Genomic DNA, 25,950 nt, shown 5'->3' with positions numbered 1-25,950 from the left:
AAAATGGCACAAACTTGGAATTCACGGTAAGACACCTGGCTGATACGCTACGTACTGCTGCGGTACGCCACACGGCGCGCGATCGAGGGGATGGCCCGTCATGGTCAAGAAGGTCCTCACCTGGGGCGGAATCGCCTTCCTAATTTTCTTCATCGCGTTCAGGCCAGACTCTGCCGCCGACGTCTTCAAGTCGTTGGGTGGCGGCGTCATGGACATCGCGCAGGGCTTCAGCGACTTCTTCGCCAGCCTCTTCGCGTAGCCGGCGATGGGCAATCCGTCCGGGCCACCCCCTGATCCTGACGACGCCGAGCGCTGGCGTCGAGAGCGGGACACCGAGCCGATACCTCGGACCCGCCCCGACGGCCCCGAAGACGCCTCTCCCTATCCCGGGGCACCGTCCTACCCGGACGGTGCCGGCTACGACGACGAGTCCCGTTCCGGCCGGAGCTGGGAGCGGGACCCGGAGGCGGAGTACCGGCCCCCGGAGATCTCCGAAGAGGAACTCGCCGGCCTGCGGGTCGACGCATCGGGCATGCCGCTCGGGCCGCGTCGGGTGCTGCCGCTGGAGGATGAGCCGACCGCCCTGGTGGCGCGTTACCTCTTCCCCACCGAGCGGTACCGGGGCGAGTGGAAGCGGCACAAGGTCTACCTGGCCACCCCGATCCTGATCGGGCTCGCCGCCACGTTCGTACTCGGCTACCTCTCCGGCTTCCTCGCCGGGCAGCAGATCGCCGGGCTCACCACCGTGGCGGTACTGATCTGGCTCGGTGTGATGGGTTATGTGGCGTGGAAGGTCGCGGACTGGTTCTTCGACCGGTTCATCCTGACCAACAAGCGGGTGATGGTGGTCAACGGCATCATCACCCGGCGGGTCGCGATGATGCCGCTGGCCCGGGTCACCGACATGAAGTACGAGCAGTCGCCGCTCGGTAGGACGCTCAACTACGGCACCTTCGTGCTGGAGTCGGCGGGTCAGGACCAGGCGCTGCGTGAGGTCAAGTACCTCCCCAACCCGAACGAGCTCTACCTGCGTGTGGTTGAGGAGATGTACGAGCCTCAGGCAGTCGAGGCGCGGCTGGGCAAGGAAGCCGACGAGGCCAAGGCTGACGACGGAGCGTAATAAGAGCGCGTACGTCTGGTGACGGGTGCGGACACTTCATCCGAAAATCGGAGAAGACCGCACCCGTTCGCCGTCGACTCCGGGGCACTACCTGTGTCAACCTGGCGGTTGGTGCTGCGTCGGGGAGGCAACAGGTGGCGGCCAGGGAGAACCTGGAAGAGGAGTTCCGCGAGTTCGTCGCGGCCCGCTCCGCCGCCCTGCTGCGTACCTCCTATCTTCTCGCCGGAGACTGGGCGACGGCCGAGGACCTGCTCCAGACCGCACTGACCAAGACCTACCTCGCCTGGAAGCGCCTCGGTGAGATCGAGGCGGTCGAGCCGTACGCCCGGCGGGTGCTGGTCAACACCGCGACCAGTTGGTGGCGTCGACGCTGGCACGGTGAGCGCCCCACCGAGGTGCTGCCGGAGCGGCCGGCCCCGGACCAGATCGAGGAGCAACTGGAGCGGGACGCGCTCTGGCGGCACCTCCGGACGCTACCGGCACGGCAACGTGCCGTCCTGGTGCTCCGGTTCTACGAGGACATGACCGAGGCCCAGACCGCCGCGATGCTCAACATCTCGCCCGGCACCGTCAAGAGCCAGACCTTCCGGGCGCTCAACACGCTGCGCCGCCGGCTCGGCGCGGAGCCCGGCACCGAGGTGGAGCTGGTCGCGCGTACCGACGGCACAGCGGCGCCCGAGCCTCCCCTGCGCGGGGCCGGGACCGGTGCCTCGGTAGCGGCACCGGCACCTCGTCGGGCCCCGGTCGTGCCGCGCGCCACGCCGGCCCGGCTGCCGGTGACCACGGTCCCCGCCGTGGCGCCCGCCGTCCCGTCGACCGGGGTCGAGGGTTGATGATCATGCTTGAGGACTCGCTGCGGAGCATGTTCAGCGAACGGGTCGAGTCGCCGCCCCTGATCAACGACCCGGCCTCGGTCGCGATCCGCCGTGGCCGGGCCGCCCGCCGCCGCCGGGCCGCCGCCTCCTCGGTAGCCGTGGCGCTGGCCCTGGTGGTCACTGTCGGCGGCATCGTCTCGCTGCGTGACATCTCCACACCGGGCGGCGGAGGCCGGGAGGGTTCCTGGATCGCCTTCAACGGTCAACCGGAGCCGACGCCGACCAACCCGGCGGTCGAGCCGCAACCCACCATCGACACCGGCATCGGCCTCGATCTCTGGGCCGGTAACCGGCTCTGGACCATGGACGGCCGGACGCTGCCGTTGACCGGGGTCGGCACCGTCTCCCGGATCTACCGGGTGCCGACCGGCTGGGTCTACGGAGGTGCCGCCGGTGTCCGGTTCCTGCGCCCCGACGGCAGTTCCATCTCGCTCAGCGGGAACGACGACCGCTGGGTCCTGAGTTCCGGCGGGGACCAACTCGCCTTCGTCATCGACACCGTGCTCTACGTGGCCCGGGTCAGCTCCAGCGGACTGGCCGTACGCACCATGACGCCGGTGCCGGCGGGCATCACCCCGGTCGCCTTCCTCGACCAGCAGGTGGTGATCGCCGAGAAGTCCCGGGGCTTCGACCTGGTCACCCAGAACAGCGTCCACCAGGCGAACTGGAACAACAAGATCACGGAGGTGTACGGGTCACCCAATGGCAAGACCCTGGTCGGGCGCGTACCCGGCGCCGACGTCGAGCAGCCCTGCCTGGCCGAGCTGCGGGCGAGCGACACCGGCCTGGTCGTGGCCCGGACCGGCACCTGCGCGCTGGACCTGACCCGCGACACCGCCGGCGGGCGGATCACGCCGGACGGCGGTTGGGTCGCCGAACGCCGGGCCGACGACATACGGCTGGTCGACCTCACCCAGGCGCTCGCCGGGCAGGACCGGATGGTGCTCTGCCCGATCCGTACCACCGTCCGACCTGCCTGGGCCGACGAACGGACCCTGCTCGCCGCCGACGACCGTGGTGTGGTCCGTTGCGGTGTCGACGGCACCGAGAAGGTCGTGCCGCTGCCGAGCGGCGTGACCGCACAGTGGCAGTTCGTACCAAGACTCACCTCGAACCAGCCGGCTGGCTGACCCGGCTGGCCGATCGGCCGGCTGACCAGGAGCTTCCGGGCGCCCGGTACCCTCGTACCAGTGATCCCGTCCGTACCGAACCCGCTGCCCGTTCCCGGTCCGGACACCCGGATCGACCTGCACGCCCACTCGACCGCCAGTGACGGCACCCTCAGCCCGGTCGAACTCGTGCGGTCGGCCGCCGAGGCCGGTCTCGACGTTCTGGCGATCACAGACCACGACACCACCGCCGGCTGGGCGCCCGCGGTCGCGGCACTGCCACCGGGACTGACCCTGATTCGCGGCGCAGAACTCTCCTGCCGCTGGTACGGAGTCCAGCCGTCGATCGCCCTGCACCTGCTCGCCTACCTGTTCGACCCGGAGGCGCCGGAACTGGTCAGCGAACTGGCCCGGATCCGGGCCGCCCGCGAGATCCGGGCCGAACGGATCGTGGACTCGTTGCGCGCCGACGGGATCGACGTGGACTGGGCCGACATCCAGGCGCGGGCGGCCGGCGGCACGGTCGGCCGGCCGCACATCGCGCAGGCGCTGATCCGGGCCGGATTGGTACGCACGACCAGCGAGGCGTTCGAACCAAGGTGGCTCGGCTGGCGGTACCACGCGCCAAAGGAGGACCTGGACGTCTTCCACGCGATCCGGCTGGTCCGCGAGGCGGGCGGGGTGCCGGTCTTCGCCCACCCCCGGGCGAGTCGACGTGGTCCGGTGGTCCCCGACGCGTTGATCGTCGAGATGGCCGCCGCTGGACTCGCCGGACTGGAGGCCGACCACGAGGACCAGTCGCCGGCCGAACGGGAACACGTCCGGCGACTCGCCGCCGAGTTGGGGCTGACGGTGACCGGTTCGTCGGACTTCCATGGCGAGCACAAGACCGTACGCCTGGGCGCCTTCACCACTTCGGTCGAGTCGTACGAGCGGATCGTGGCGGCGGCGACGGGCGTACCGCCGGTCGTCGCGCCCTGATCGACGCACCTGTCGGCCGATTCGACCAGATCGACCGGGTGGCGCTGGTGGCCTCGCGCACAACGACGTGGGATAACGCGGCGCGCCAACTACCGTGATCGGGTGGATCTCAAACTCTTCGTGGAGGTGTTCGTCACCCTGCTGGTCATCATGGACCCGCCGGGTATGGTGCCGATCTTCCTGGCCCTGACCGGGCCGCTGGCGGCCAGGGAGCGTAACCGGGCGGCGCGGCAGGCGGTGACCCTCGCGCTCGGGGTGATCGTGGTCTTCGCGGTCGCCGGCCAGAGCATCCTCGGATACCTGCACGTGTCGCTTCCCGCCCTCCAGGGCGCCGGTGGGCTGCTGCTGGTCCTGGTCGCGCTGGAGTTGCTCACCGGCAAGGCCGACGACCCGGGGCAGCAGACCACGTCGAACATCGCGCTGGTGCCGCTCGGCACCCCGCTGCTCGCCGGGCCGGGTGCGATCGTCGCGACCATGCTGTTCGTCCAGGGGTCCGACGGGTTCGCCGACCAGTCGGCGATCGCGGTCGGCATCGTCGCGGTGATGGTCGCCGTCTGGCTCACGCTGCGCTTCTCCGGCGGCATCGTCCGGGTGCTCCGGCCCAGTGGCATCGAGGTCCTGACCCGCATCGCGGGTCTGCTGCTCGCCGCGATCGCGGTGCAGCTCATCGCGGACGCGGTGAGCGCCTTCGTCAAGGTCTTCCAGCAGGGTTGAGCCGGGGCGGGGCCGATGACGTGACGGGCGGCGCGGCGGGTATCGACCGGAGTGTCGGTGGCGGGTGGCAGGATCTGCGGCGTGCGCAGATCCAGTTCCTCGGGCAGACCGACCTCCTCCGGCGGCCGGACGACCCCACGTCCCCGCGGCGACCAGCCGGAGCAGTTGGGCTTCGAGGGGATGCCGGAACGCCTCTTCGTCTGCACCCCGAGCAAACTCGGCAGTTACACCGACTGTCCCCGCCGCTACCGCTACACCTACGTCGACCGGCCCACCCCGGTCAAGGGCCCGCCCTGGGCACACAACTCGCTCGGCGCGAGCGTGCACACCGCACTGCGCAACTGGTACGCGCTGCCCGAGGCGAAGCGTCGCCCTGAGGCCCTGCCGGGGCTGCTCAAGGGCACCTGGGTCGGCGAGGGATACCGGGACGGCGACCAGGAGCGGACGGCGTACCGCCGCGCCCTGCAGTGGCTGGAATCCTATGTGGAGACGCTCGAACCGGGTGTCGACCCGCTCGGGGTGGAGCGGGTGGTCGCGGTGAAGACCGCCGTCCTGGCCTTCAACGGCAGGGCCGACCGGATCGACGCCCGTACCGGCCCGAACGGCCCGGAACTGGCGATCGTCGACTACAAGACCGGCCGCACCGGGTTGGACGTCGACGACGCGCGGGGCTCGCAGGCGCTGGCCCTCTACGCGTACGCGGCCGAGCGGGTCTTCCGCCGTCCCTGCCACCGGGTCGAACTGCACCACCTGCCGACCGGAACCGTGGCGGCGTTCGACCACACCCCCGAGTCGATCGCCCGCCAGGTCAACCGGGCCGAGGCGACCGCGCGCGACATCATGGCCGCCGAACGGGCGGTCACCGACGGAGCCGACCCGGACGAGGCTTTCCCAGTGGCCCCCGGGCCGGGCTGCGCCTGGTGCGACTTCCGGCGTACCTGCCCCGGCGGAGTCGGAGCACCGGTGAAGGATCCGTGGGCGGCGGTGGAACGGACCCTGCTGCCGGTGACCCCCACCACGCCGCCGGTGACCCCGGCAGCGGAATAGGTTCCGCACCGGCGAGCCCTCGCCGGTGGACGGGTGATCAGGCGCCCAGTCGGGCGGCGCGGGCCTGGGCCGCCTGGTAGATCGGTCCCTCCAGGTAACGGCGGGGAACCGCGCGCAGCGCCAACCTCAGGGTCCGCGCACTGATCTCGGCCGAACGGTCGGTGGTCGGCAGCCCGAGACCGCCGTAGAGCCGCCGCGCCCAGGACGGGAGCAGGCCGAACGCGACACCCGCGACACCGAAGTAGGCGAACCGGGCCGGGCCGAGACTGAGACCCAGATGCGCCGGGCGGCTCATCTTCCACGGGATCGGCGGCGCGGTCAGGAAGAACGCGGTCTCGGCCGCCTCCCGGGTCATTCGCAGCTCGGGTCGGATCCCGCGGTAGTAGTCCGCGACCGCCTGGGCGGTGCCGGGCACGGTGGCCGGGTCGAGGCCGACCAGTGCCGCCGCCCGCCGCTGCTCGGCGTAGTAGGCATCGGTCTCGGCGTCGGACAGCCGCAGACCGGCCCGCCGGGCGGTGCTGACGAACGATTCGACCTCGGCGACGTGCACCCAGCGGAGCAGGTCCGGGGCGTCGATGCGGAACTGCTCCCCGGTACGCGGGTCCCGGGCTCGCATCCGGGCGTGCAGGGCGGTCAGCCGGTGCCCGGCGGCCTCCGCCTCGGTGGTGGTCCCGTAGACCGTGGTGGCCACGTACTGGGCGGTCCGCACGAGGCGGCCCCACGGGTCGGATCTGAAGTTGCTGTTCTGCGCCACCGCGGCGACCGCTCGTGGATGGAGTGCCTGGAGGTAGAGCGAGCGGAGCCCGGCGAGGATGAGGATCGGCTCCCGGTGCACCTTCCAGGTGACCGAACCGGGACCGAAGAGCCCGAGGTCGTCGTCCGGTCCGGTCCGCGGATCACCGAGTTCCATCAGCCAAGGGTGCCACCACCGGGGCCGTACGCGCGTCCGCTCCGCGATGCCGTGCGCGCGGCTCATCCCACGGGGCGTCGTCGGTCTACTGGTCGCCACTCCGACGCTGCTGGCAACTCGGGCAAAGTCCCCAGAAGGTGACTTCGGCCTCGTCGACCTCGAACCCGTGTGCGTTGTTCGGCTCTAGACAGGGCGCCGAGCCGTGGACACAGTCGATGTCGGCGATCTCGCCGCAGCCCCGGCAGACGACATGGTGGTGGTTGTCGCCGGTCCGTGCCTCGTACAGTGCCGGGCTCCCGGCCGGCTCTATCCGCCGCGACAGGCCAGCCCGGGCGAGCGCACCGAGTACGTCGTAGACCGCCTGGGTGGAGACCGAGTCGAGGCGGCGGCGGACCCGTTGCAAGATCTCGTCGACCTCAAGGTGCCCGCCGTCGGCGAGGACCTCCAGCACGGCGAGGCGAGGCCGGGTGACCCGCAGGCCCCTCGACCGAAGCAGCTCCTCGCTCGTCATGAGGCAATAACAGCACGGATGTACGGGGCCATCAAACGGTCGGTCTCCCCGGTGGTAGGCGGCACAGCACGCGTCAGGTCGACGGCGAGTTGGGAACCGGCGTGAACCGTACCGACTCTGCCTTCGTGTACGACTGTGAGGGGCACCGTTCCGATCGATGTTCCGTACCCTGACCCGCACGTGGGTCAGCCGCTGAGGAGGTTGTCGTGTTCAGGGAAATCATGGGCCTCCCCGTGCATCCGTTGGTGGTGCACGCCGCAGTGGTGTTCGTACCGCTGCTGGTGCTGCTCGCGATCGGCTACGGGGTCCTGCCCCGGTTCCGGTCGAAGATCGGCTGGGCGGTGGCGGCCCTGGCCGTGGCGGCGCCCGCCGCGACCCTCGTCGCGAAGCTTTCCGGAAAGGAACTGCTGGAGGTGCTGCGGGCGAAGGGTTACCCGCCGCAGATTCTCGACCAGCTCGCCGAACACCAGGGGTACGGCGACCTGTTGTTCTGGTTCAGCCTCGGACTGGGAGTCAGTGCGATCCTGCTGCTTCTCTCGACCAGCGCACCGGCCCGGAGCCGCAACCTGCCGGGCTGGCTCTCGGGGGTCCTCGTCAGCCTGGTGATCGTGTTCGGGGTGCTCTCCGCCGTCTACGTCTACCTGACCGGTGACTCAGGAGCGAGCGTGGTCTGGAGCGGCGTTCTGTAGCGGATCGGGCGCCACAGTGGTGGTGGGTCGGTGTGCCCGACGGTCTGCCGGGTGGGTGCGCCACCGGATGCGTGGCGTCAGAAGAGCACCCGGGAGCAGAGCAGGCACATCACCACGAGCAGGACCGCCCCGGCGATCAGCCCGACGCCGTACGTCAACGTCCGGGCGCTGGCCTCGGCCGCTTCCACGGCGGGAATGTCCTGCCCGGGTAGCGGGCGCGGCGGCGCGGGCTGGACCTGCACCGGGGGACGCCAGCCCGGTGGTGGGACGGCGCCCTGCGGCGGCCCGGCATAGCCGCCCGGAGCGGATTCCGTCGCGTCGGTCGGCCCCCGGTCCAACATCGATCGCGCCGCCCAGGCTTGACCGGTGGCCGGCTCGACCGTCCATGGCTGGGTGGCTTGGTCCGCCGTCCATGGCTGGGGGTCAGCCGTCCATGGCTGGGTGGCGACCGGCTCGACCGCCGGCGGCGGGATCACGAGTGGCCCGGGTGCGGGCGGGTTCGGCGTGGCCGGCGCCGAAGCGGCTGGTCCGGGCGTCGGCGGTTCCGGTTCGGGTGGTCCGAGCGGGCGGCGCCAGAAGCTGTCGTCGGTGGCTTCGTCGCTGGGGGAGGTCACGGCGTTCGACGCTACCCGAGCCGTCGAGTCGGTGGCCGGGACGACGAGCCGGTCGGGCCGGTCTCGTGGGAGTGACTCGCCTCCGCCGGTAGGGAGCCGAGCGTCGCAAGGGGTGGACCGGCCCGGTGGGTAGGCTACTGAGCGTGAAGAGGGTGGACGAGCCGGGCGCGGCCCGCGCGGGCCTGGACAGCGAGCGTACGGTCGATCTTGTTGACGACGACTTCGTGGTGATTCCCGAGCAGTCGGTGGACGACACCGACCGGGGCTGGGGTGAGCGTTCGGGCTCCAACGACGAGCGCCTGCTCGCCGACCGGCCACCGCACTGGGACTGACCGGCCACCACACGGGGACCAGATCGGGTCCTGCCGCGCTCGTCCGGACCAGAATCGGCCGGCTCCTACTCCCGAACCATGATCGCGAAACGGGTGCCGTCCGGCAGCGCGACCGTACGTTGCGCCTGTTCCGGCGGGAGGGCCAGATAGAGCGCGGTCGAACCGTCCACCGCGCTCTGGGGGCCGAGCACGTCCAGAACCAGCGCGCGGGCCGCGACCACCTCGGTCGCCCGCGCCGGGCTCGCCATGCCAGCCCTCGGTACGACCAGCAGATCGACCCGGTCGCCCGGTCGTACGACCGCCACGGCGGCCGGTTCGGCGAGCCGTACCGGCACCCCGACCATTCCCGCCGGCAGCGCCAACCGGGCGCCGGCTGGAGCAGACGAATCGCCGGGCCCGGTTGAGGAGCGTTCGGCCACCACCGGATTCGGGGACGGTGGTGCGGCGGGACAGGTCGGTGGTGGCTGGCGCAGGTAGAGCACCCCGGCGGCGAGGGCGAGCAACATCGTGGCCGTGGTCAAACGCAGGACCGTGCCCCGTCGGGGCAGGGCGGGCCAGTGGGACGGGGCGAGCGACGGGGATCGTCGTACCGGCCTGGGGTGGATCGCCATCGGGCCTGCCTTCCGCTCGGCCGGGGCGCCGCGACGTGGGCACGCTCCGGTGGGCAGGAGGTTAGGCGGCGTGGGACCGGGCGCGCAGCGCCCGGAACCCCGCTTGTGGATAACTCGGCAGGCTGTGGAGAACCCTCGAACGAGGGTGTGGATCTGTTATGCGGCGCTGCTGGACGAGCTGCTGCTCGTGGTCGACTTCGCCGAGCCGGACCCGCTGCCACTGCTCCCGGAGCCACCGCTCGACGCGCCGTTGCTCGCACCGCCGTTGCCGGAGGCGGTCGAGCCGGTCGACGAGGTCGAGGTGGCGCTGCCCGAGCCGTTACCGGACGAGGACTCCGACTTCGCCGGCACGGAGCTGCCCCCGGTGGAACTCTCCGACCCGTTCGAGCGGGAGTCGGTGCGGTAGAAGCCCGAGCCCTTGAAGACGATGCCGACCGAGTTGAACACCTTGCGTAGCCGCCCCTCGCAGGCCGGGCACTCGCTCAGCGGCGCGTCGGTGAACGACTGCACCGCCTCAAGCTGGTGGCCGCACGCGGTGCAGGCGTACTGGTACGTGGGCACGGTCTCCTCCGGATCTTGCTTTTTCGTTTGGCACTCGTCGTATCCGAGTGCCAATGGTGCGTCATCGGACCCATTCTCGTCCACCTGAAGTGTGCGGTGTGACGCCCGCCCCGAGTCGGGCGTCAGCGGGGCAGGATCGGCTGGAACCCCCCACTCGGGGTGATCACGGCCCGCACCGGGCGGTCGTACGCCGCCGCAGGGACCGCGTCGACCAGTTCGCCGTCGTGCAGCAGGGCCACGGTCAGCACGTCCGCGCCGACCCGGGCCAGCGCCCGGTCGTACGAGCCGCCGCCCCGACCCAGCCGGATGCCGCGCCGGTCCACCGCCACGGCGGGAACGATCACCAGATCGGCCGTGCCGACGGCGTCCGTACCGAGCCGGGGGCCGGCCGGCTCCCGCAGACCCCGGCCGGCGGTGACCAACGTCTCGTCGTCGAGATAGCCGGCCCAGTCCAGGTCCAGGTCCGGCAGGAGCACCGGGAGCAGCAGTTCGCCGGTCGGGTCGAGGGCGTCGAGCAGCCGGTCGGCGAGGTCCGGGCCGCCCGGTTCGGAACCGACCGGGACGTACCCGGTGACCCGGCGGGGGCGGGTGCGGCGTACCAGTGCGGTCAGCTCGGCCTGGACCCGCCCGGCGGCGGCGGCCCGGTCCGGGGCCGCCAGCGACCGGCGGCGGGCGAGCAGCGCGGCCCGAAGATCGAGCTTCGCCCCGTGCAGCTCGTCCGTCACTTCCGCTTCATCCGAACAATCCGGCACGTAACGCTCCTGCGGTAACTCCAGTTTCCCTGATGGGGCTGTGTCAGCATCGCAGCCACGAATGCGTAACTTTCCGGGGGGAACGAGTGACGCTGCGTGGACGGCTGACGGTCGCCTTCCTCGCCGTCGTGCTCGGCCCGCTGCTGCTCGGCGCCTTCTTCGCCGGCGGAACCGTTGCCGTGGTCAACGACCATCGCTCCCGGGAGCGACTGGACCTCGCCGCCACCACCGTCCGTACCTCGGTCAACGCCCTCTGTCAGCAGTTGTACGCGGCGGCCGACGCGGTAGCACTGGCCGGCGACGCCACCGACCGGGCCGTCGCCGCCCGCCAGGTGATCGCCCGGGGCCTCGCCGTCGCGGTCCGGGTCACCGACGCCGTCGGAGCGACCACCCTGCTCACCCCGGACGCACCGCCCGCGCCGTGGGCGGACTGCGCCGGCGGCTATCCGACCAGTTCACCGGTCCAGGCGCTGGCGGTACGGGTGGAGCTACGCGACCAGGCCGGCGCGGCGGTCGGCGCGGTCTGGGCCTCCCAACTCGTCGGCCCCGGATTCGTCACCCGGCTCGCCGCCGCCACCGGCGCCGCCGTCACCCTCTGCCGGGGTGAACCGGGGCCGAGTACCGCCATGTACAGCACCGAGCCGGCCAGCAGCCGGGACTCGGTCCTACTCGCCGCCCACCGGCTGCACGGCGACGCGGTCGGCGAGACCGACGCCGGCCGGTACGTACGCCGGCTCGGCCCCTCCCCAGGTCAACCGCTGCCACTGGTGCTGTCGGTGCCACCGAGCCCCCCACAGGGGATCTACGCCCTCCTCGCCGGGGCGGTGCTCCTCGCCGGCCTGCTCGCGGTCCTCGCCGCCTGGCGGCTGGCCCGCTCCACCACCCGCCCGCTGACCGAACTCGCCCTCGCCGTCGACCGGGTCGCCGACGGAGACCTGACCGCGCGGGTGCCGGTGAGCCGGCCGGACGAGGTGGGGCGGCTGGCCCGGACCTTCAACCGGATGACCAGGGAGACGCAGTCCTACGTGCACGCTCTGACCACCAGCCGGGACCAGCTCCGGGGCCACCTGGCGCTGCTCGGCGACACCCTCGCCAGCACCCACGACCTGCACCGGATCCTCCAGGTGATCCTCCAGACCGCGCTGGTCGCCACCGGGGCACGCGCCGGTGTGCTGCTCCTGCTCGACCCGGAGACCCGCACCCTGGTCGGCCAGTGCGGCGAGGGACTCGACGGGTCGGCCGGACGGGACGCGTCCGCGCTGCGGGTTCCATTGGGCAGCGGCGTACTCGGCACCGTCGCGGTCACCGGCGAACCGCTTCGCGGCCGGACCGACCGGGACGGGCCGACCCGGTCCGCGTACGAACCCGACTGCTGGACGTACGTGGCGGTGCCGTTCGCCGCACCCGGCTCGGCCGGGCCGCCGCCGGGGCCTCCCGGGGTGCCGTACCCGCTGGTCGAACCACCGGCCGGGGGTGCGCTCGGGGTGCTGGCCCTCTACGACCGGCACGGCTCCGACGACTTCGACGACACCGACCTGGTGACCCTGCGCAGCTTCGCCTGCCACGCGGCGGTGGCGGTGGACAACGTACGGGTGCACGAGGAGGCGCAGCGGCTGTCGCTGACCGACCCGCTGACCGGACTCTGGAACTACCGCTACCTGAAGGAGTCGGTCCGGCGGGAGGTCGAACGGGCCAGCCGGTTCGGTCGGATGATCAGCCTGCTCGTGCTCGATCTGGACCGCTTCAAGGAGGTCAACGACACGTACGGGCACGCGGCCGGTGACGTCGTGCTGACCGAGTTCGCCCGCCGCATCCGGGGGGTGATCCGGGAGGTCGACCTTGCCTTCCGGCAGGGCGGGGAGGAGTTCGTGCTGCTGCTGCCCGAGACCGACGCGCGTGGGGCGGTCACCGTCGCCGAACGGCTCGGCGCGGCGGTCCGGGACACGCCGATCGCGATCCCGGCAGCACCGGGCTCGGTGCCGGACAAACCCCGCGCGCTCGTCCCGGTCACCGTGTCGATCGGCATCGCGGTGTATCCGCACCACGCCACGACCGCTTCGCGGATGCTCGACGCGGCGGACGGCGCGCTCTACGCGGCCAAGGCGGCCGGGCGCGACACCCACCGGATGGCGGCGGCCGGCGCCCGCCCGGTGGTGGAGGAGATCGCCGTCCCGGCCGGCGCCGCGACACCGGACGACGGACTGCCCCGCGCCGGTGGACAGCCTGGTCCGGGCGGTGGCGGCGCGTCTTCCGGGCCGCACCCGCCGCGCCAGGGCCGTGGCCGATAGTCTCGCGGAATGTCGGAGCACTCTGCGTCCCCAGGAACGACCTCCAATGCGACCCCCGGGCGAGCGGTCAAGGCAGTGATCCCCGCCGCCGGTCTGGCCACCCGCTTCCTGCCCGCGACCAAGGCGGTTCCCAAGGAACTGCTGCCGGTGGTCGACCGCCCGGTACTGCAATACATCATCGAGGAAGCCGCCGCAGCCGGTATCCGCGATGTCCTGCTGGTCACCGGTCGGGGCAAGACCTCCATGGTGGATCACTTCGACCGCTCGCCGTCGCTGGAGGCCCACCTGGAGAAGAAGGGCGACCAGAAGCGGCTCGAAGCGGTACGCAGGCCGAGCGAACTGGTCGAGATCTTCACCTCCCGGCAGCACGAGCCGCTCGGGCTGGGGCATGCGGTCGGCTGCGCCGAGTCGCACGTGGGCACCGACGCGCCGTTCGCGGTGCTGCTCGGCGACGAGTTCGTCGACCTGAGCGAGCCGCTGCTGCCGGCGATGCTCGAACTTCAGGCCCGGACCAACGGGATCGTGCTCGCCTTCATGGAGGTCTCTCCTGAGGAGACCAAGCGGTACGGCATCGCCTCGGTGGCGCCGGCCGAGCCGGAGCTGACCGACATCGGCGAGGTGGTCCGGGTAACCGGGCTGGTGGAGAAGCCGGAGCCGGACGACGCGCCGAGCAACCTCGCTGTCCTCGGCCGGTACATTCTGCCTGGCAAGATCTTCGAGGCGATCCGGCGTACCGGGCCGGGCAGCGGCGGTGAGATCCAGCTGACCGACGCGATGGCGACCCTGCTGGACGAGGGGACCCCCGTGCACGCGATCGTCTACCGAGGTACCCGGTTCGACACCGGCATGCCGCTGGGTTACCTCCAGGCGGTGGTGCAGCTCGCCTCCCAGCGTGAGGACATGGGACGGGAGTTCCGTCAGTGGCTGGCCGACTTCGTCGGCTCCGAGCAGTTCGGCGGGCGCAATACATGACAGCCACGGCCGATGCCGAGGCGGCCGCTAACGAGCTGACGCCGCTCGCCGACTACCTGGGCAGCACGCTGCGCAGGTTGCGGGCGCTGCCTCCGCTCGACCTCGACCTGACCCAGGCGTACGGAAACGTCCTCGCCGAGGACGTGGTCGCGCCGCACGCGTACCCGGCGTTCGACCAGGCCGCGATCGACGGGTACGCGGCCCGCTGGGACGACCTGGCCGGTGCCGGACGGGGTGGATTCGCCTCGTCCGGCTCCGGTGCCTCCGCCGGTCGCCGTCCCGGCGACACCCGCCCGGTACGGCTCAACGTCGTCGGTGACCTCGGCGCGGCGAGTTGGCGTCCGGTCCGGCTCACCCCGGGTTCGTGTTTCTCGGTGGCGGCCGGGTCACCGCTGCCGGTCGCCGCCGACGTGGTCGTACCGGTGGAGTGGACCGACCAGGGCATGGCCGCGGTGGAGATCTTCCGGGTGCCGAAACGCGGGTACGGCCTGCGTCGCGTCGGTGAGGAGGTGCAGGCCGGCACGCTGCTCGCCCGTTCCGGCGCGTACGTCTCCCCGGCGCTGGTCGCGGTCTTCGCCGCCACCGGTATCGGACACGTGGTGGTCCGGCCCAGTCCTCGGGTGGTGATCGTGGCGACCGGTGACGAGTTGGTCGAGGTGGGGCGGGGCAGCCAGCCCGGTCAGGTGGTGGACACCAACTCGCACGCGTTGACCGCGGCTGCCGCAGAGGTGGGGGCGCTCGCGTACCGGGTCGGGATCTGCGACGACGATCCCGAAGGGCTGCGTGGGCTGCTGGAGGACCAGACCCTGCGGGCCGACCTGATCATCACCACCGGGGGCACCGGCACCGGGCCGGGGGACATGGTGCGACGGATTCTCTCCCGCCGGGACGGCGGCCGGGCCGGGCCGGTGGCCTTCACCGAGGTTGCCCTGTACCCCGGAAGTGCCCTCGGATTCGGTACGGTCGGTGCCGAGGAGGTTCCGGTGGTCTGTCTGCCCGGTGAACCCGGTGCCGCGTTGATCGGCTTCGAGATGCTGGCCCGTCCGGCGATCCAGCTCCTTGCTGGCGCCGAGCCGGTGTTCCGGCCGAGCGTGCGTGCCCATCTACTGGAGACCGTCTCGTCTCCCGGTGGCCTGCGTGAGTTCCGTCCCGCGCACGTGGCCGAGCGGCGCGGCGGTGGTTACACCGTGCAGCCGTTGCGGGGCGGCCCGCACACTCTCGCCGGCCTGGCCGAGGCGAACGGCCTGCTGGTTCTCGGTGAGCGGGTGACCACAGCGGCGGCCGGTTCCACCGTGGACGTGCTGCTGCTGGACCGGCGCCGATGAGTCTGATCGGGACACCGGGCTGGCCGGTGGCGCTCGTCGACGGTCCGGTGTTGCTACGCCCGTACAAGCGGACGGACGCGGTCGCCTGGTCCGAGGTGCGTCGGGCCAACCGGGTGTGGCTGGCCCCGTGGGAGACCGCTCCCGCCGGAGGGTGGGACGAACTCAACTCGCCGACCGCGTTCCGCTACGTCCACCGCGACCAGCGCCGGTCGGCGCGGCGCGGCGAGAGCATGCCGTTCGCGATCTGCCTGCGCGAACACGGGCGGGAACGGCTGGTCGGGCACATCAACCTGGGCAACATCGTGCGTCGGGCGTTCTGCTCCGCGTACGTCGGCTACTGGATCGACTCGCGGGTTGCCGGGCGGGGTCTGATGCCGACCGCGTTGGCGCTCGTCGCCGACCATGCGTTCGGCCAGGGTGGGCTGCACCGGATCGAGGTCAACATCCGGCCGGAGAACGGCCCCTCGCGTCGGGTGGTGGAGAAGCTCGGCTTCCGCGAGGAGTCGTACCACCCGCGCTACATGCACATCGACGGCGCGTGGCGCGACCACATCGGGTACGCCATGACCAGCGAGGAGGTCGCGGCCGAGGGCGGTCTGCTGGCCCGCTGGCACCGACTCCGTACCGTCACTTCTTGATCATCTGTGACTCGACGTGATCGGCGCGGCGCGCGTTGATCCTGGTGTACCGCCCGTAACCTGAAGTAACTGGATGTGCGGTAACCGTCCGGTGGTCGTCACGGCCCTGCTGCTTCGGTGGGTCGCCCGGTCACGGTCGCGGTTGCCCGACGTGGGTGACGGGAGGGGTGAGGGTGCCGGCCTCGGTGCTCCTCGCCGTCCTCGCCGCCGCCGGTCTGCTCGCCTTCGCGCCAGCGCTGGTTCGCCGGTACGACGCCACGGAGCGGCTGGTGGCGGAGCGGGCGCAGTCGACGGCGCGGGTGTTACAGCGCCGCCGACGACGTCGCACTGTCCCGGGACGACAGCCCGTGAACCCGTCCCGTGTCCTCACGGTTACTCTGCGCGGTGAATCGCGGGCGGAGAATCCGGTCTACGGAATGCCCGATCCGGTCTCCGCTCCGCCCGCGACCGGGCGCCGAGCGAGCCGGCTGCGCGCCGTACCCCGCTCCGGGGCGCGGTCACGCCGCCGCCCGCCGCCCCGCCGGCACACCCCGGCCGTCTATCGGCGCCGACGGGTCTTCGCCGCCCTGCTCCTGCTCAACCTCGCCGAGCTGATCGGGGTGATCACGGTCAGCCCCGGCTTCTGGATCAGCTTCGCGGTCACCGGCACCCTGCTCGTCGCGTACGTCGTACACCTGCGCAACCGGGCCATCGTCGACCGCCGGCGCCGGCGCATGCAGGCCCGGGAGGCGGCCTGGCTGGCCGCCCGGCAGGCCGAGGTACGCCGGGAGCAGGCCCGCCGCGCGGCGGCCCGCCGGGAGGCGCAGCGTCGGCTGGCGGCCCAGCGCGAAGCGGTACGGCGCGCCGCGATGGGCCTCGACCGGCCGAACGACCTGCCCGCCGCGGCCAGCGGTGGACGCACCCGGGGCTCGGTCTCCTACCGTGGCTCCGGTGGCCTGCGCGGTCGCCCGTACGAGGCCGGTCGCGGCTCCCACTCCGCCTGACCCTGGTCGAACCCGATCTTGTGTTGGCCCACCGGACTGGACCGGTGTCGGAGTCGCCGCGCCGGGGGGCGGATTCGCCCCCCGGGCGCCGTACCTGTTAACCTTGGCGCCGGTTCGCCGTTGAGGTTCGGATGGCGGGTCGATCGTCCGGCGCGAGTCGGGCGAGGGGTTGTGGCGCAGCCTGGTAGCGCACCTCGTTCGCATCGAGGGGGTCAGGGGTTCGAATCCCCTCAACTCCACCAAGAGGTGGCAGTTCAAAGGCGGTTTCTCGGAAGATCGAGAAGCCGCCTTCATCGTTTGACGGTGGGAAAGAGGGCGACCGAACGTGACCACCCGGGCTGATGTCGACGCGGCTGCCGTACGGATCGCCGGGCACGTCCGGCGTACCCCGCTGATCGAAATGGATCAGGACGGACGGGGCGGACCGGGCTGGTTCAAGTGCGAGTTCATGCAGCACACCGGCACCTTCAAGGCCCGGGGTGCGGTGAACCGGCTGCTCGCCGCCCGCGAAACCGGTGAACTCGACCCGGCGGTCGGGATCGTGGTCGCCTCCGGGGGCAACGCCGGCCTCGCCAACGCGTACGCGGCGCGGGCGTTCGGCGTACCGGCGACGGTGTTCGTGCCGCTGACCGCACCGGCGGTGAAGGTGGCGAAGCTCAGGTCGTACGGCGCCACCGTGGTCCAGCACGGCAACGAGTACGCCGAGGCGTACGAGGCGGCCCTCAAGACGGTCGCCGAGACCGGGGCGGTCTACTGCCACGCGTACGACCAGCCGGAGATCGTCGCCGGTGCGGGCACCGCCGGCAGCGAACTGATCGAACAGCTCGACGGGGCGGTCGACACCATCCTCGTCGCGGTCGGTGGAGGCGGGCTGATGGCCGGCATCGCCGCCGCCGCCGAGGGCGTGGCCCGGGTCGCCGGGGTCGAACCGGTCACCATCCCCACCCTGCACACCGCGCTCACCGAGGGAGGGCCGGTCGACGTACCGGTGTCGGGGATCGCCGCCGACTCGCTCGGCGCCCGCCGGCTCGGTGAGATCGCGTACGCGGTCGCCACCCGGACCGGCGTACACGCGGTCCTCGTCTCCGACGACGACCTGGTCACCGCCCGGCAACAGCTCTGGGACCGGTGGCGGATCGGGGTCGAGTACGGCGCCTGTGCCGCGTACGCGGCACTCGCCTCCGGCGCCTACCGGCCCGAACCGGGCGAGCGGGTCGCGGTGCTGCTCTGCGGCGCCAACACCGACCCGTCCGACCTGTAGCCGCCCGGTTCCGGAAACCGCTGACCGGCCGGCTGCCCGGACGTACGATCACGTTCTTCGAGGATGCCGTCGGCCACGGCGCCAGGGAGAGGGAAAAGACCGGTGTCGGCTTCGACGGCGTTGGTCCGGCCGGTCGGGCCGGACGACTATGACGCGGTAGCGGCGATCTACGCCTACTACGTCACCGAAACCGTGATCACCTTCGACGAGACGCCGCCGAGTGCCGACGACTGGCGGCGCCGGAGCGAGACACTGCACGCGGCCGGGATGCCGTTCCTGGTGGTCGAGGTCGGTGGCGAGATCGCCGGATACGGGTACGCGAGCCAGTGGCGGCCGAAGCCGGCGTACCGGCACTCGGCCGAGAACAGCATCTACCTCGCTCCGGACCGGACCGGGGCCGGGCTCGGATCGCTGCTGCTCGGCGCGGTGCTGGACGGGTGCACGGCGGCCGGCGTACGTCAGGTGGTGGCGGTGATCGCCGAGGGCGGGGATGCCTCGGTAGCCCTGCACCGCCGGTACGGCTTCGTCGAGGCGGGCAGGTTGCGGTCGGTCGGCTTCAAACACGGCCGGTGGGTCGACACCCTGCTCTACCAACGCGACCTCGGCGACCGCAGCGCCTCCCCACCCACTCCGGTCTAGCGTCAGCCTGCGACGGCGCAAGGGTCAGCGGCGGGTCAGCCGGTCCCACACGCCCGGCGGTTCGAGCCGGTCGTCGGCGCGTAGCGCCGTACCGACCGCCGGTTGGTTGCCGACGGTCGCGAGCGCCCGACCGTGTTCGGCGCCCGCCGTGAACTCCCTCGGCATCGTCGGGATCTCGGTCCCGAGCCGTACGTCGAGGCCCGGCCAGCCGATCACGTCGAGATTCTGCCCGGCGCGCAGCGTCGTACCGGTGCCGAGCGGTCCGCGTACGGTCGCCACCTCCCGCCCCGCCGGGACGACCGTGTGTACGCCGAGCGCCGCCGCCGCAGCCCGGACCAGCGGCGTCGTCGCGGCGAACACCGACCGCAACTGGGCCGGGGTGTCCTTGCCGGGCTGTCCCAGGATCGCGCCGACCACGAGGAACTGGGCCGAGCCGACCTTCGCCACCGAGGCGAAGGTGAAACACCCCCCGGCCTGGTCGGTGGAGCCGGTCTTGACCCCGACCACCCCGTCCTGGCCGAGTAGGTGGTTGTAGTTGGTCACCGTGCCCGCCACCGGCAGGGTCGCCCTCGGCTGGGCGACGATCTCCGCGAAGGCGGGCAGGGCCATCGCCTTACGGGTCAGGATCACCTGGTCGACGGCGGTGCTGACGGTGTCGGGGGCGAGGCCGGCCGGGTCGGTGTAGCGGGTGTTCGTCATCCCCAGCCCGGTCGCCATCGCGTTCATCTTCGCGACGAACGCGGCGACGCTCCCGGCGTCCCAGGCGGCGAGGATCCGGGCCATGTTGTTCGCCGACGGCAGCAGCACCGCCTGCAACGCCTCCCGCTGGGTGAACCTCGCCCCGGCCGCGACCCGGACCAGGGACTCGCCGCGCGCCTGCTCAGCCGGGTACGCCGCCGCCTGCTCGGCGCTGACAGTCAGGCTCGGCCCCGGTTCGCCGACCCGCAGCGGATGGTCGGTCAGTACGACGTACGCCGTCATCACCTTCGCCACGCTGCCGATCGGCACCGGGGTCTGCGTACCGTGGTTGCCCAGGTCACCGACGCCGTCGACGGCGACGGCGGCCTGCCCGGTCGACGGCCACGGCAACTGTGGGACGGTGCCGGGGATCCGGGACGTGGTGGGCAGGGTCGCCTCGGCTGTCGGCCGTGACGGCTGGTGCCAGAGTGGCTGGGCGACGATCAGCGCCATCGCGACCAGGACCGGCGCCAGTACGGCGGGCCAGAGCGGCCGTCGCCGACGCGGCCGGGGTTGTGTGGGGGTCTGCGGTGCCGACTGGTACATGGGCGGTGTTCTTCCCAGATGTCCGCCGAACATGACCGCTGACCCGGTGCCGATTCGGACACGCGCCGCTGCCGGGCCCTCCTGCTCACGATGACGGACTGACCGCCCCGGTCACGGGTTGCGGCGCAGGAGGTAGGTGTCCATGATCCAGCCCTTGCGTCGGCGCAGATCCTGTCGGAGCCGCTCGATCTCGTCGACCACCTCGTCGAGCCGGCCGGCGACCAGCGCCTCGTCCTCCGTACCGAGGTACGCGCCCCAGTAGATGTCGATCTCCTGGTCCCGGTACGCCTTACATGCCAGGTGCGCGTCGAGCATCACCACGATGTCGTCCACCCCGGACGGCAGCCCTTCGGCGAGCCGCCGCCCGGTCGTGATCTGCACCGCGCCCGCCACCCGGTTCAGCGTCACCCGGTGCCGCGCGGCGAGCGCCTGCACACTGCTGATCCCCGGGATCACCTCGTATTCGATCGGCAGTACGCCACGGGCGGCGATGGTGTCGAGCACCCGGACGGTGCCGTCGTAGAGCGACGGGTCGCCCCAGACCAGGAAACCGCCGACGCCGCCGTCGTCAAGCTCGGCCGCGATGACCCGTTCGAGCAGCTTGGCGCGTCCGTCGCGCCAGTGCCGTACCGCCTCGGGGTAGTCGGCGGCGGCGCGGTCCCGGGGCGGATCCGCGACCAGCACCTCCCGGTAGCGTCCCGGTCCGACGAAGCGGTCACAGAGCTGCCGCCGGGCCACCGTCAGATCCGCCGCCGCCTCCCCCTTGTCCAGGACGAAGAAGACGTCGACCGCGTGGAGCGCGTCGACCGCCCCGACGGTGAGCTGACCCGGGTCACCGGCCCCGATCCCGATCACCAACAGCTTCCGCATCCCCGCGCTCCTCACCCCACCGCCGGTCGACGCCCAGGAGCAGGCACGACGCCTCCGACACTATGTGGCGAGCTGCCCGGAGATCGGTCAGGGCGGAGACGGGTCCTGGTTTTCCGGCGCGACAAGCAAACTATCCGGCGGCGCCAGCGTCGTTATGGCGGAGGTGGGCTGTGGACCAGGGCTCCGAGGACGAGTTCACCGCATTCGTCAACGAACGCGGTGAAGCTCTGCTGCGGGTCGCGTACGCCCTCGCCGGTGACCAGTACGCCGCCGAGGACCTGTTGCAGGACGCGCTCGCCAAGGCGTACGCACGCTGGCCGAAGATCCGGGGTGAGGCCGAACCGTACGTACGTCGGATCCTCTACAACGACCAGGTCTCCGGCTGGCGGCGCCGGAAACGACGCCCGGAGGTGCCGCTCGCGGTCACGCCGGAACCCGCAGCCGGTGGCGACACCGCCGACGACACCGTGCTCCAGATGATGCTCCGGGACGCGCTGCGGATGCTCCCACCCCGCCAGCGGGCAGTGCTGGTGCTGCGCTACCTCGAAGACCTCAGCGTGGAACAGACCGCGGAGCTGCTCGGCTGCCAGACCGGCACGGTGGCGAGCCAGTCCTCACGGGCACTGACCAAACTCCGCGACCTGGTCCCCGCCTTCGACAGCCTGGGCGCCGGCAACGACGCCACACAGCGGTACGAGCAAGCCGATCGGAACGAACCCCGGACCCGGTGGGAGACGGCGCGATGAGCCACGCCACTGACGAAGCCCTGCGTCGGGCCGTACGCGGATTGGCCGACGAAGCCCGCCCCGTGACCAACCTGGCACCGATCGCTATGGCCCGGGGGCAGCGGGTACGGCGCCGCCGCCGAGCAGTCGGTGTCGCCGCGACGGTGGCCGTGATCGGGGCGCTGACCGCACCCTTCGTCTGGCTTCGCCCCGGTCCGGGACCGGAACTCGCCACACCGACCGGAGGCGTCGCCCCCGTCAACGGTTACCCCGGCGCCCCGGCCGAACCACCCCCGGGCGCCGGTGCCCCCTGGACCTACGTCCCGCTCCCGCTCTCCGACAAACTGATGGTGGTCGGTGGGACCACCACCGGGTCACCTGGTGGCCGGCCCTACGTCTTCGACCGCACCCGGAACCAGTACGTCACCTTCAGCGAGTACGACGAAATCTGGGCGGCGCCGCGCGGCAACTTCGCCGCCGCCTACGACTACAGCCGACCGGAGGAAACCGGCCTGCTCGACGTCCCGACCGGAGCCGTCACCTGGGTGCCGACCGGCAACCACCGGATGCACCCGCAGTGGTCGCCCGATGGGCGCCTGCTCCTGCTGACCCTGCCGACAAAGGGCTCGACCGGTGGTTACACCGCCGTCATCGTCACCGCCGCCGACGGGCGCGCGCGCAGGTTCGGAGTGGACGGACAGAAATTCCCCTGCACCGAATACTGCCAGTTCACCTGGATGCCGGACGGCAACGAGATCGCCTTCCCGCAGGACGACCCGAGTCGTGCACGGCAGCCGGACGGCCGCCCACCCCGTCGTGGGCTGCAACTCTTCTCCGCCGACGAGGTCAGGCCGACCCGGCTCCTGCCGATCCGGGGCGACGTGGACGGGACGTACTCGTGGTCGCCGGACGGCCAGCTCGCGGTCGTCCAGGCCGAGCGGGACGTACAACTCACCACCGTGTCGACCGGCGCCGTCGTCGGGACGTTGACCAGGGCGGATGCGCATTGGCTGACCGACGACCGGCTGATGTACCTGACCACCGATCGGGAGCGGCAGGTCGCGACCGAAACCGATCTGAAGGGCAAGAAGGTACGTGAGGTGCCGCTCCCGGTCGAGCTGACCGGCCGCCTCCTCTTCGTCGGAGCCCGCTGACCTGACGGGTAGCTGACAACCTGGCGAGTCGAGGTGGAGCGGGGCGCCGAACCCTGGCTTGATGAGCGCAATCATCGACGCTCTCAACGTGAGGACCGCTGATGGCAGACGCCGTGCCTTTATGGGCACACAGCCCCGCCCCCGGCAGCAACCAGTGGCACGGATTGGTCGAGCATCTCCGTGGAACCGCCGAGCTGGCCCGCCGGTTCGCCGCTCCCTTCGGCGGCGGTGATGTCGCCTACTGGCTGGGGGCGTTGCACGACGTGGGCAAGGCGGCCTGCGGCTGGCAGGACAAACTCACGACGGTGGCGAACACCGGTGCGCCGGTGGGAATCGACCACAAGTCCTTGGGTACGCGAATCGCCGCCGAGCGGGGACTCGGCGGGTTCGCGAACGGGATCTTCGGTCACCACGGCGGCCTCGTCGACGGTCCGCTCCTGCTCGGGGCGTTGAAGAAACGACTGGTCGACAACGCTGCCAACGTCGCCTCGGCTGAAGCGGTGTTGGCGCAGCTGTTGCCGGACCTGCCGGCCGATCTTGCGCCGTTCATACCAGCGGTGTGGCTCCGAGAGCCGTTGGTGGGCGAGATGGCGTTGCGTCTCTGCTACAGCGCCCTGGTGGATGCCGACAGCCTCGACACCAGCGCCCACTTTCGGAGACTGCCCGGCCCGCAGGTGCGGCCAGACGCTGACTTTGACCGCCTCTACAAGCTGTTCGAGCAGCGGCGCGGTGAGGAGTTGGCCGGCCGAGGGAGCAGCCCGATCGCAGCGCTTCGGGACCGGGTCTACGCAGAATGTCTCGCCGCTGCGGAGCGCGAGCCCGGGGTTTTCCGACTGGGTGCGCCGACGGGGGCCGGCAAGACGCTGGCCAGTGGCGGGTTCGCCCTTCGCCACGCCGCACTGCACGGCAAACGTCGGGTGATCGTCGCCGTTCCGTTCCTGACCATCACCGAGCAGAACGCCGCCGTCTATCGGCGGTTGCTCGACGAGGACGGGACGGAGCCCGCCGTGCTGGAGCACCACAGCCAGGCCAACTTCGACGACGACGTTGCCCGCCGTTGGGCACGGTTGGCGGCGGAGAACTGGGACGCCCCGTTCGTCGTCACGACCTTCGTCCGGCTCTTCGAGTCCCTGTACGCACGTAAGCCCGCCGCGATGCGCCGGGTGCACCGCCTCGCCAACGCGGTGATCGTGCTGGACGAGGTGCAGGCGCTGCCGCACCCGATGCTCGCCCCGATCCTCGACGGGCTTCGCCTGCTGGTCGAACACTTCGGTGCCACCGTGCTGCTCTCGTCGGCCACCCAGCCAAGCTTCTGGGCGCTGGAGGAGTTCAAGGGCGTACGTCAGGTCGATCTGATCCAGGACACGCCCAAGCTGGTCAGTGAGCTGCGGCGGGTCCGGTTCGAATGGCAGGTCACCGAACCGAAGCCGACTCTCGCGGAGATCGCCACACAGGCGGCAGCGGAACCAGCGGCGTTGGTCGTGGTCAACACGACCGCGAACGCGAAAGTGGTCTTCGACTGCTGGCGGGACACCGAACCCGAGAGCGCCGCGTGGCACCTCTCGACCCGGATGTGCCCAGCGCATCGACAACACGTGCTTGCCCAGGTGCGCCAGCGACTCAAGCGGGGCGAGCGGGTCCTGCTGGTCTCTACCCAGTTGGTGGAAGCAGGGGTGGACGTCGACTTTCCGGTGGTGTTCCGCGCGATGGCGCCGGCCGACTCGCTGCTCCAGGCCGCCGGGCGAGCAAACCGGGAGGGCCTGCTGCCACAGGGAGGGCGCGTGGTCATCTTTGCGCCCGCAGACGGTGGCCAGCCGCCCACGTACAAGACCCTCGTCGGCTGCGCGGGCCAGCATTTCGGTCCCGACAAGGACGACCCCGACGACCTGGCCGCCCTCGGCCGCTATTACTGCGACGTGTACGACGCGCTGAACCTGGCAGATGTCGGTCAGGTCGGGCAGGCGATCCAGAAGGCCCGTGGCCGCTGGGAGTTCGAAACCGTCTCGGATGGTCCGGTGATCGATCCCGTTAGTAAGAAACGCGACCGTAAGCGGGCATTCCGCATGATCGACGACGAGGGAATCTCGGTGGTGACGCCGCAGGGTGCGTTGGCACCGGAGAAGCATCGTGAGCTGGAGCAGGTGATCGAGGAGCTACGGAGCGCGCCGGTGCCGGACATGGCGAAGCTGCGTCTGCTCCAGCCGTACACCACGAACGTACACAAGAGCGCGCTGCGCAACCTGGGCGTGGGCGCGCTGATGAAGCCGATGCTCGGCACCGACGTGCGCCCTGGCGCGCTGGTCGAGTGGTGTGGGCGGTACGACCCGGACACCGGCATCGACTTCGACCCCTGCCTTGAAGACTTCGTCCTGTAGTGGGACGAGGGTCTGGACGACCTATGGCTGAGTCGTCGGTTGGACGAACATCGGAATGTCTCGTCCAACCGACGACTCAGGGCTCAGCTCATCCAGTGTTGGATTACAACGATTCCGATAATGCCGGCCGCGAGACCTAATGCGCCTCGAATGCCTAGCTTGAGGCCCACTTCAAAATTCAAGTTGAAGGCCGAGGTGGGCTCTTGTGGCCTCCGGTCAGGCGGTTGGGATTCTAAGATTTGAATGATCCTCACCTGTCTCCTTGCTGATCGTTAGCGCGGTATGCGACGCGGGTGATGTGAGGGGAAAACGAATGCTCTACTGATTCCGTTCCGCGACTGGCTGGGGAACAGTGACGAGAATGGCATACGTTTTGGTCTCTCGGCAAGCCTCGCTGTCGTGATCGTTCGGGGCGCTAAAACACCTACAACGAAGTCGCGTCGAGACGTCGAGGTGAGGCTAGATTGACAATGGGGTCTAGGTGACGGAGTCTGGGGTTCGGGACTCCAGAGGTCGTCTACCTTGCGCCGCTGGTTGTTGGTGTCCTGGGCTCGATCCTCATGGTGCGTTCGCCCAATGGCGTGCGCCTGCGGCGTCTGTCTGCCGAGGC

Annotated in this window: 27 protein-coding genes, 1 tRNA gene and 1 pseudogene; 21 read left to right on the top strand and 8 right to left on the bottom strand. The window is 71.1% G+C overall.

Annotated elements, in window-relative coordinates; all coding sequences use genetic code 11:
- Positions 1–100: 100 nt before the first annotated feature.
- From ACIBF5_RS14610 to ACIBF5_RS14580, 7 genes are all read left to right on the top strand, one after another.
- Complete coding sequence (locus ACIBF5_RS14610; protein ID WP_170208591.1) at positions 101–259, top strand: hypothetical protein; 159 nt, start codon at positions 101–103, stop codon at positions 257–259.
- Positions 260–265: 6 nt separating this feature from the next.
- Complete coding sequence (locus ACIBF5_RS14605; RefSeq protein ID WP_396811664.1) at positions 266–1,120, top strand: PH domain-containing protein; 855 nt, start codon at positions 266–268, stop codon at positions 1,118–1,120.
- A gap of 134 nt (positions 1,121–1,254) precedes the next feature.
- The gene (locus tag ACIBF5_RS14600; protein WP_396811662.1) at positions 1,255–1,953 is read left to right on the top strand and encodes a SigE family RNA polymerase sigma factor; all 699 of its coding nucleotides are present in this window, start codon (positions 1,255–1,257) and stop codon (positions 1,951–1,953) included.
- On the top strand, positions 1,953–3,125 hold the full coding sequence (locus tag ACIBF5_RS14595) for a hypothetical protein (RefSeq protein ID WP_396811660.1): 1,173 nt from the start codon (positions 1,953–1,955) through the stop codon (positions 3,123–3,125). The genes ACIBF5_RS14600 and ACIBF5_RS14595 overlap by 1 nt, the downstream gene beginning before the upstream one ends.
- 63 nt (positions 3,126–3,188) lie before the next feature.
- Positions 3,189–4,085, top strand: a complete 897-nt coding sequence (locus tag ACIBF5_RS14590) for a PHP domain-containing protein (RefSeq protein ID WP_396811700.1) — start codon at positions 3,189–3,191, stop codon at positions 4,083–4,085.
- A gap of 102 nt (positions 4,086–4,187) precedes the next feature.
- Positions 4,188–4,799, top strand: a complete 612-nt coding sequence (locus ACIBF5_RS14585; protein WP_396811658.1) for a MarC family protein — start codon at positions 4,188–4,190, stop codon at positions 4,797–4,799.
- Positions 4,800–4,979: 180 nt separating this feature from the next.
- The gene (locus tag ACIBF5_RS14580) at positions 4,980–5,846 is read left to right on the top strand and encodes a RecB family exonuclease (RefSeq protein WP_396811698.1); all 867 of its coding nucleotides are present in this window, start codon (positions 4,980–4,982) and stop codon (positions 5,844–5,846) included.
- 37 nt (positions 5,847–5,883) lie between these two features.
- Here the strand turns inward: ACIBF5_RS14580 and ACIBF5_RS14575 are convergent, their stop codons facing one another.
- Together ACIBF5_RS14575 and ACIBF5_RS14570 are read right to left on the bottom strand one after the other, a co-directional pair.
- Complete coding sequence (locus ACIBF5_RS14575; RefSeq protein WP_396811656.1) at positions 5,884–6,756, bottom strand: oxygenase MpaB family protein; 873 nt, start codon at positions 6,754–6,756, stop codon at positions 5,884–5,886.
- A gap of 85 nt (positions 6,757–6,841) precedes the next feature.
- Entirely contained in the window at positions 6,842–7,267 is a 426-nt protein-coding gene (locus ACIBF5_RS14570; RefSeq protein ID WP_396811655.1) for a Fur family transcriptional regulator, read from the bottom strand.
- Positions 7,268–7,473: 206 nt separating this feature from the next.
- Here ACIBF5_RS14570 and ACIBF5_RS14565 point away from each other — a divergent pair, with 206 nt between their 5' ends.
- Positions 7,474–7,956: a DUF2231 domain-containing protein gene (locus tag ACIBF5_RS14565; protein ID WP_396811653.1), complete on the top strand. Its 483-nt coding sequence runs from the start codon at positions 7,474–7,476 to the stop codon at positions 7,954–7,956.
- A 77-nt stretch (positions 7,957–8,033) separates the two neighbouring features.
- On the opposite strand, the gene ACIBF5_RS14560 is transcribed toward ACIBF5_RS14565, so the two are convergent.
- Positions 8,034–8,570, bottom strand: a complete 537-nt coding sequence (locus ACIBF5_RS14560; protein WP_396811651.1) for a hypothetical protein — start codon at positions 8,568–8,570, stop codon at positions 8,034–8,036.
- A gap of 143 nt (positions 8,571–8,713) precedes the next feature.
- On the opposite strand from ACIBF5_RS14560, the gene ACIBF5_RS14555 reads away from it, so the two are divergent.
- A complete protein-coding gene (locus ACIBF5_RS14555) occupies positions 8,714–8,902 on the top strand; it encodes a hypothetical protein (protein WP_396811650.1) in 189 nt (62 codons plus the stop codon).
- A gap of 65 nt (positions 8,903–8,967) precedes the next feature.
- Here the strand turns inward: ACIBF5_RS14555 and ACIBF5_RS14550 are convergent, their stop codons facing one another.
- Positions 8,968–9,423 (bottom strand): RcpC/CpaB family pilus assembly protein, encoded by a 456-nt coding sequence (locus ACIBF5_RS14550; protein WP_396811648.1) that lies wholly within the window; start codon positions 9,421–9,423, stop codon positions 8,968–8,970.
- 235 nt (positions 9,424–9,658) lie between these two features.
- Here ACIBF5_RS14550 and ACIBF5_RS14545 point away from each other — a divergent pair, with 235 nt between their 5' ends.
- The gene (locus ACIBF5_RS14545) at positions 9,659–9,919 is read left to right on the top strand and encodes a hypothetical protein (protein WP_396811706.1); all 261 of its coding nucleotides are present in this window, start codon (positions 9,659–9,661) and stop codon (positions 9,917–9,919) included.
- A gap of 14 nt (positions 9,920–9,933) precedes the next feature.
- Here the strand turns inward: ACIBF5_RS14545 and ACIBF5_RS14540 are convergent.
- Positions 9,934–10,074: pseudogene (locus ACIBF5_RS14540) on the bottom strand (FmdB family zinc ribbon protein); the annotation flags it as partial.
- 122 nt (positions 10,075–10,196) lie between these two features.
- Positions 10,197–10,826: a 5-formyltetrahydrofolate cyclo-ligase gene (locus tag ACIBF5_RS14535; protein ID WP_396811646.1), complete on the bottom strand. Its 630-nt coding sequence runs from the start codon at positions 10,824–10,826 to the stop codon at positions 10,197–10,199.
- Between the two features lie 86 nt (positions 10,827–10,912).
- Between ACIBF5_RS14535 and ACIBF5_RS14530 the strand changes: the two genes are divergently transcribed.
- From ACIBF5_RS14530 to ACIBF5_RS14495, 8 genes are all read left to right on the top strand, one after another.
- The gene (locus ACIBF5_RS14530; RefSeq protein ID WP_396811644.1) at positions 10,913–13,114 is read left to right on the top strand and encodes a diguanylate cyclase; all 2,202 of its coding nucleotides are present in this window, start codon (positions 10,913–10,915) and stop codon (positions 13,112–13,114) included.
- A 9-nt stretch (positions 13,115–13,123) separates the two neighbouring features.
- Positions 13,124–14,086, top strand: coding sequence for a UTP--glucose-1-phosphate uridylyltransferase (locus ACIBF5_RS14525; RefSeq protein WP_396811642.1), 963 nt, complete (start codon positions 13,124–13,126; stop codon positions 14,084–14,086).
- Entirely contained in the window at positions 14,083–15,411 is a 1,329-nt protein-coding gene (gene glp, locus ACIBF5_RS14520; protein ID WP_396811640.1) for a gephyrin-like molybdotransferase Glp, read from the top strand. Before ACIBF5_RS14525 ends, glp begins: the two co-directional genes overlap by 4 nt.
- Positions 15,408–16,049, top strand: a complete 642-nt coding sequence (locus tag ACIBF5_RS14515) for a GNAT family N-acetyltransferase (RefSeq protein WP_396811638.1) — start codon at positions 15,408–15,410, stop codon at positions 16,047–16,049. The genes glp and ACIBF5_RS14515 overlap by 4 nt, the downstream gene beginning before the upstream one ends.
- A 167-nt stretch (positions 16,050–16,216) precedes the next feature.
- Positions 16,217–17,032, top strand: a complete 816-nt coding sequence (locus ACIBF5_RS14510) for a hypothetical protein (RefSeq protein WP_396811636.1) — start codon at positions 16,217–16,219, stop codon at positions 17,030–17,032.
- A 165-nt stretch (positions 17,033–17,197) separates the two neighbouring features.
- Positions 17,198–17,274, top strand: a tRNA-Ala gene (locus ACIBF5_RS14505).
- A gap of 83 nt (positions 17,275–17,357) precedes the next feature.
- Positions 17,358–18,293 (top strand): threonine/serine dehydratase, encoded by a 936-nt coding sequence (locus ACIBF5_RS14500; RefSeq protein WP_396811634.1) that lies wholly within the window; start codon positions 17,358–17,360, stop codon positions 18,291–18,293.
- Positions 18,294–18,395: 102 nt separating this feature from the next.
- Positions 18,396–18,932, top strand: a complete 537-nt coding sequence (locus ACIBF5_RS14495; RefSeq protein WP_396811633.1) for a GNAT family N-acetyltransferase — start codon at positions 18,396–18,398, stop codon at positions 18,930–18,932.
- 24 nt (positions 18,933–18,956) lie between these two features.
- On the opposite strand, the gene ACIBF5_RS14490 is transcribed toward ACIBF5_RS14495, so the two are convergent.
- Positions 18,957–20,216 (bottom strand): D-alanyl-D-alanine carboxypeptidase family protein, encoded by a 1,260-nt coding sequence (locus ACIBF5_RS14490; RefSeq protein ID WP_396811631.1) that lies wholly within the window; start codon positions 20,214–20,216, stop codon positions 18,957–18,959.
- A gap of 111 nt (positions 20,217–20,327) precedes the next feature.
- On the bottom strand, positions 20,328–21,086 hold the full coding sequence (gene cobF / locus ACIBF5_RS14485) for a precorrin-6A synthase (deacetylating) (RefSeq protein ID WP_396811629.1): 759 nt from the start codon (positions 21,084–21,086) through the stop codon (positions 20,328–20,330).
- A gap of 170 nt (positions 21,087–21,256) precedes the next feature.
- On the opposite strand from cobF, the gene ACIBF5_RS14480 reads away from it, so the two are divergent.
- The 3 genes from ACIBF5_RS14480 to cas3 all read left to right on the top strand — a co-directional run bounded on the left by ACIBF5_RS14480 (position 21,257) and on the right by cas3 (position 25,340).
- Positions 21,257–21,832 (top strand): SigE family RNA polymerase sigma factor, encoded by a 576-nt coding sequence (locus ACIBF5_RS14480; protein ID WP_396811627.1) that lies wholly within the window; start codon positions 21,257–21,259, stop codon positions 21,830–21,832.
- Complete coding sequence (locus ACIBF5_RS14475) at positions 21,829–22,965, top strand: TolB family protein (protein WP_396811625.1); 1,137 nt, start codon at positions 21,829–21,831, stop codon at positions 22,963–22,965. Before ACIBF5_RS14480 ends, ACIBF5_RS14475 begins: the two co-directional genes overlap by 4 nt.
- A gap of 101 nt (positions 22,966–23,066) precedes the next feature.
- The gene (gene cas3, locus ACIBF5_RS14470; RefSeq protein ID WP_396811623.1) at positions 23,067–25,340 is read left to right on the top strand and encodes a CRISPR-associated helicase Cas3'; all 2,274 of its coding nucleotides are present in this window, start codon (positions 23,067–23,069) and stop codon (positions 25,338–25,340) included.
- The last annotated feature ends 610 nt before the right edge of the window (positions 25,341–25,950 follow it).

This window comes from Micromonospora sp. NPDC050417 (assembly GCF_044458865.1).
Classification (GTDB): Bacteria; Actinomycetota; Actinomycetes; order Mycobacteriales; family Micromonosporaceae; genus Micromonospora_G.
The sequence above is the reverse complement of the archived record's forward strand: the minus strand, read 5'-3'. Positions and strand labels throughout refer to the sequence as shown.

Bases quoted from the DNA above. Each gene is read 5' to 3' on its own strand.
- ACIBF5_RS14580 (WP_396811698.1), top strand. From the start codon at position 4,980: ATGCCGGAACGCCTCTTCGTCTGCACCCCGAGCAAACTCGGCAGTTAC.
- ACIBF5_RS14525 (WP_396811642.1), top strand. From the start codon at position 13,124: ATGTCGGAGCACTCTGCGTCCCCAGGAACGACCTCCAATGCGACCCCC.
- cobF (WP_396811629.1), bottom strand. From the start codon at position 21,086: ATGCGGAAGCTGTTGGTGATCGGGATCGGGGCCGGTGACCCGGGTCAG.
- ACIBF5_RS14490 (WP_396811631.1), bottom strand. From the start codon at position 20,216: ATGTACCAGTCGGCACCGCAGACCCCCACACAACCCCGGCCGCGTCGG.
- ACIBF5_RS14610 (WP_170208591.1), top strand. From the start codon at position 101: ATGGTCAAGAAGGTCCTCACCTGGGGCGGAATCGCCTTCCTAATTTTC.
- ACIBF5_RS14595 (WP_396811660.1), top strand. From the start codon at position 1,953: ATGATCATGCTTGAGGACTCGCTGCGGAGCATGTTCAGCGAACGGGTC.
- ACIBF5_RS14570 (WP_396811655.1), bottom strand. From the start codon at position 7,267: ATGACGAGCGAGGAGCTGCTTCGGTCGAGGGGCCTGCGGGTCACCCGG.
- ACIBF5_RS14515 (WP_396811638.1), top strand. From the start codon at position 15,408: ATGAGTCTGATCGGGACACCGGGCTGGCCGGTGGCGCTCGTCGACGGT.
- cas3 (WP_396811623.1), top strand. From the start codon at position 23,067: ATGGCAGACGCCGTGCCTTTATGGGCACACAGCCCCGCCCCCGGCAGC.
- ACIBF5_RS14475 (WP_396811625.1), top strand. From the start codon at position 21,829: ATGAGCCACGCCACTGACGAAGCCCTGCGTCGGGCCGTACGCGGATTG.
- ACIBF5_RS14605 (WP_396811664.1), top strand. From the start codon at position 266: ATGGGCAATCCGTCCGGGCCACCCCCTGATCCTGACGACGCCGAGCGC.
- ACIBF5_RS14575 (WP_396811656.1), bottom strand. From the start codon at position 6,756: ATGGAACTCGGTGATCCGCGGACCGGACCGGACGACGACCTCGGGCTC.
- glp (WP_396811640.1), top strand. From the start codon at position 14,083: ATGACAGCCACGGCCGATGCCGAGGCGGCCGCTAACGAGCTGACGCCG.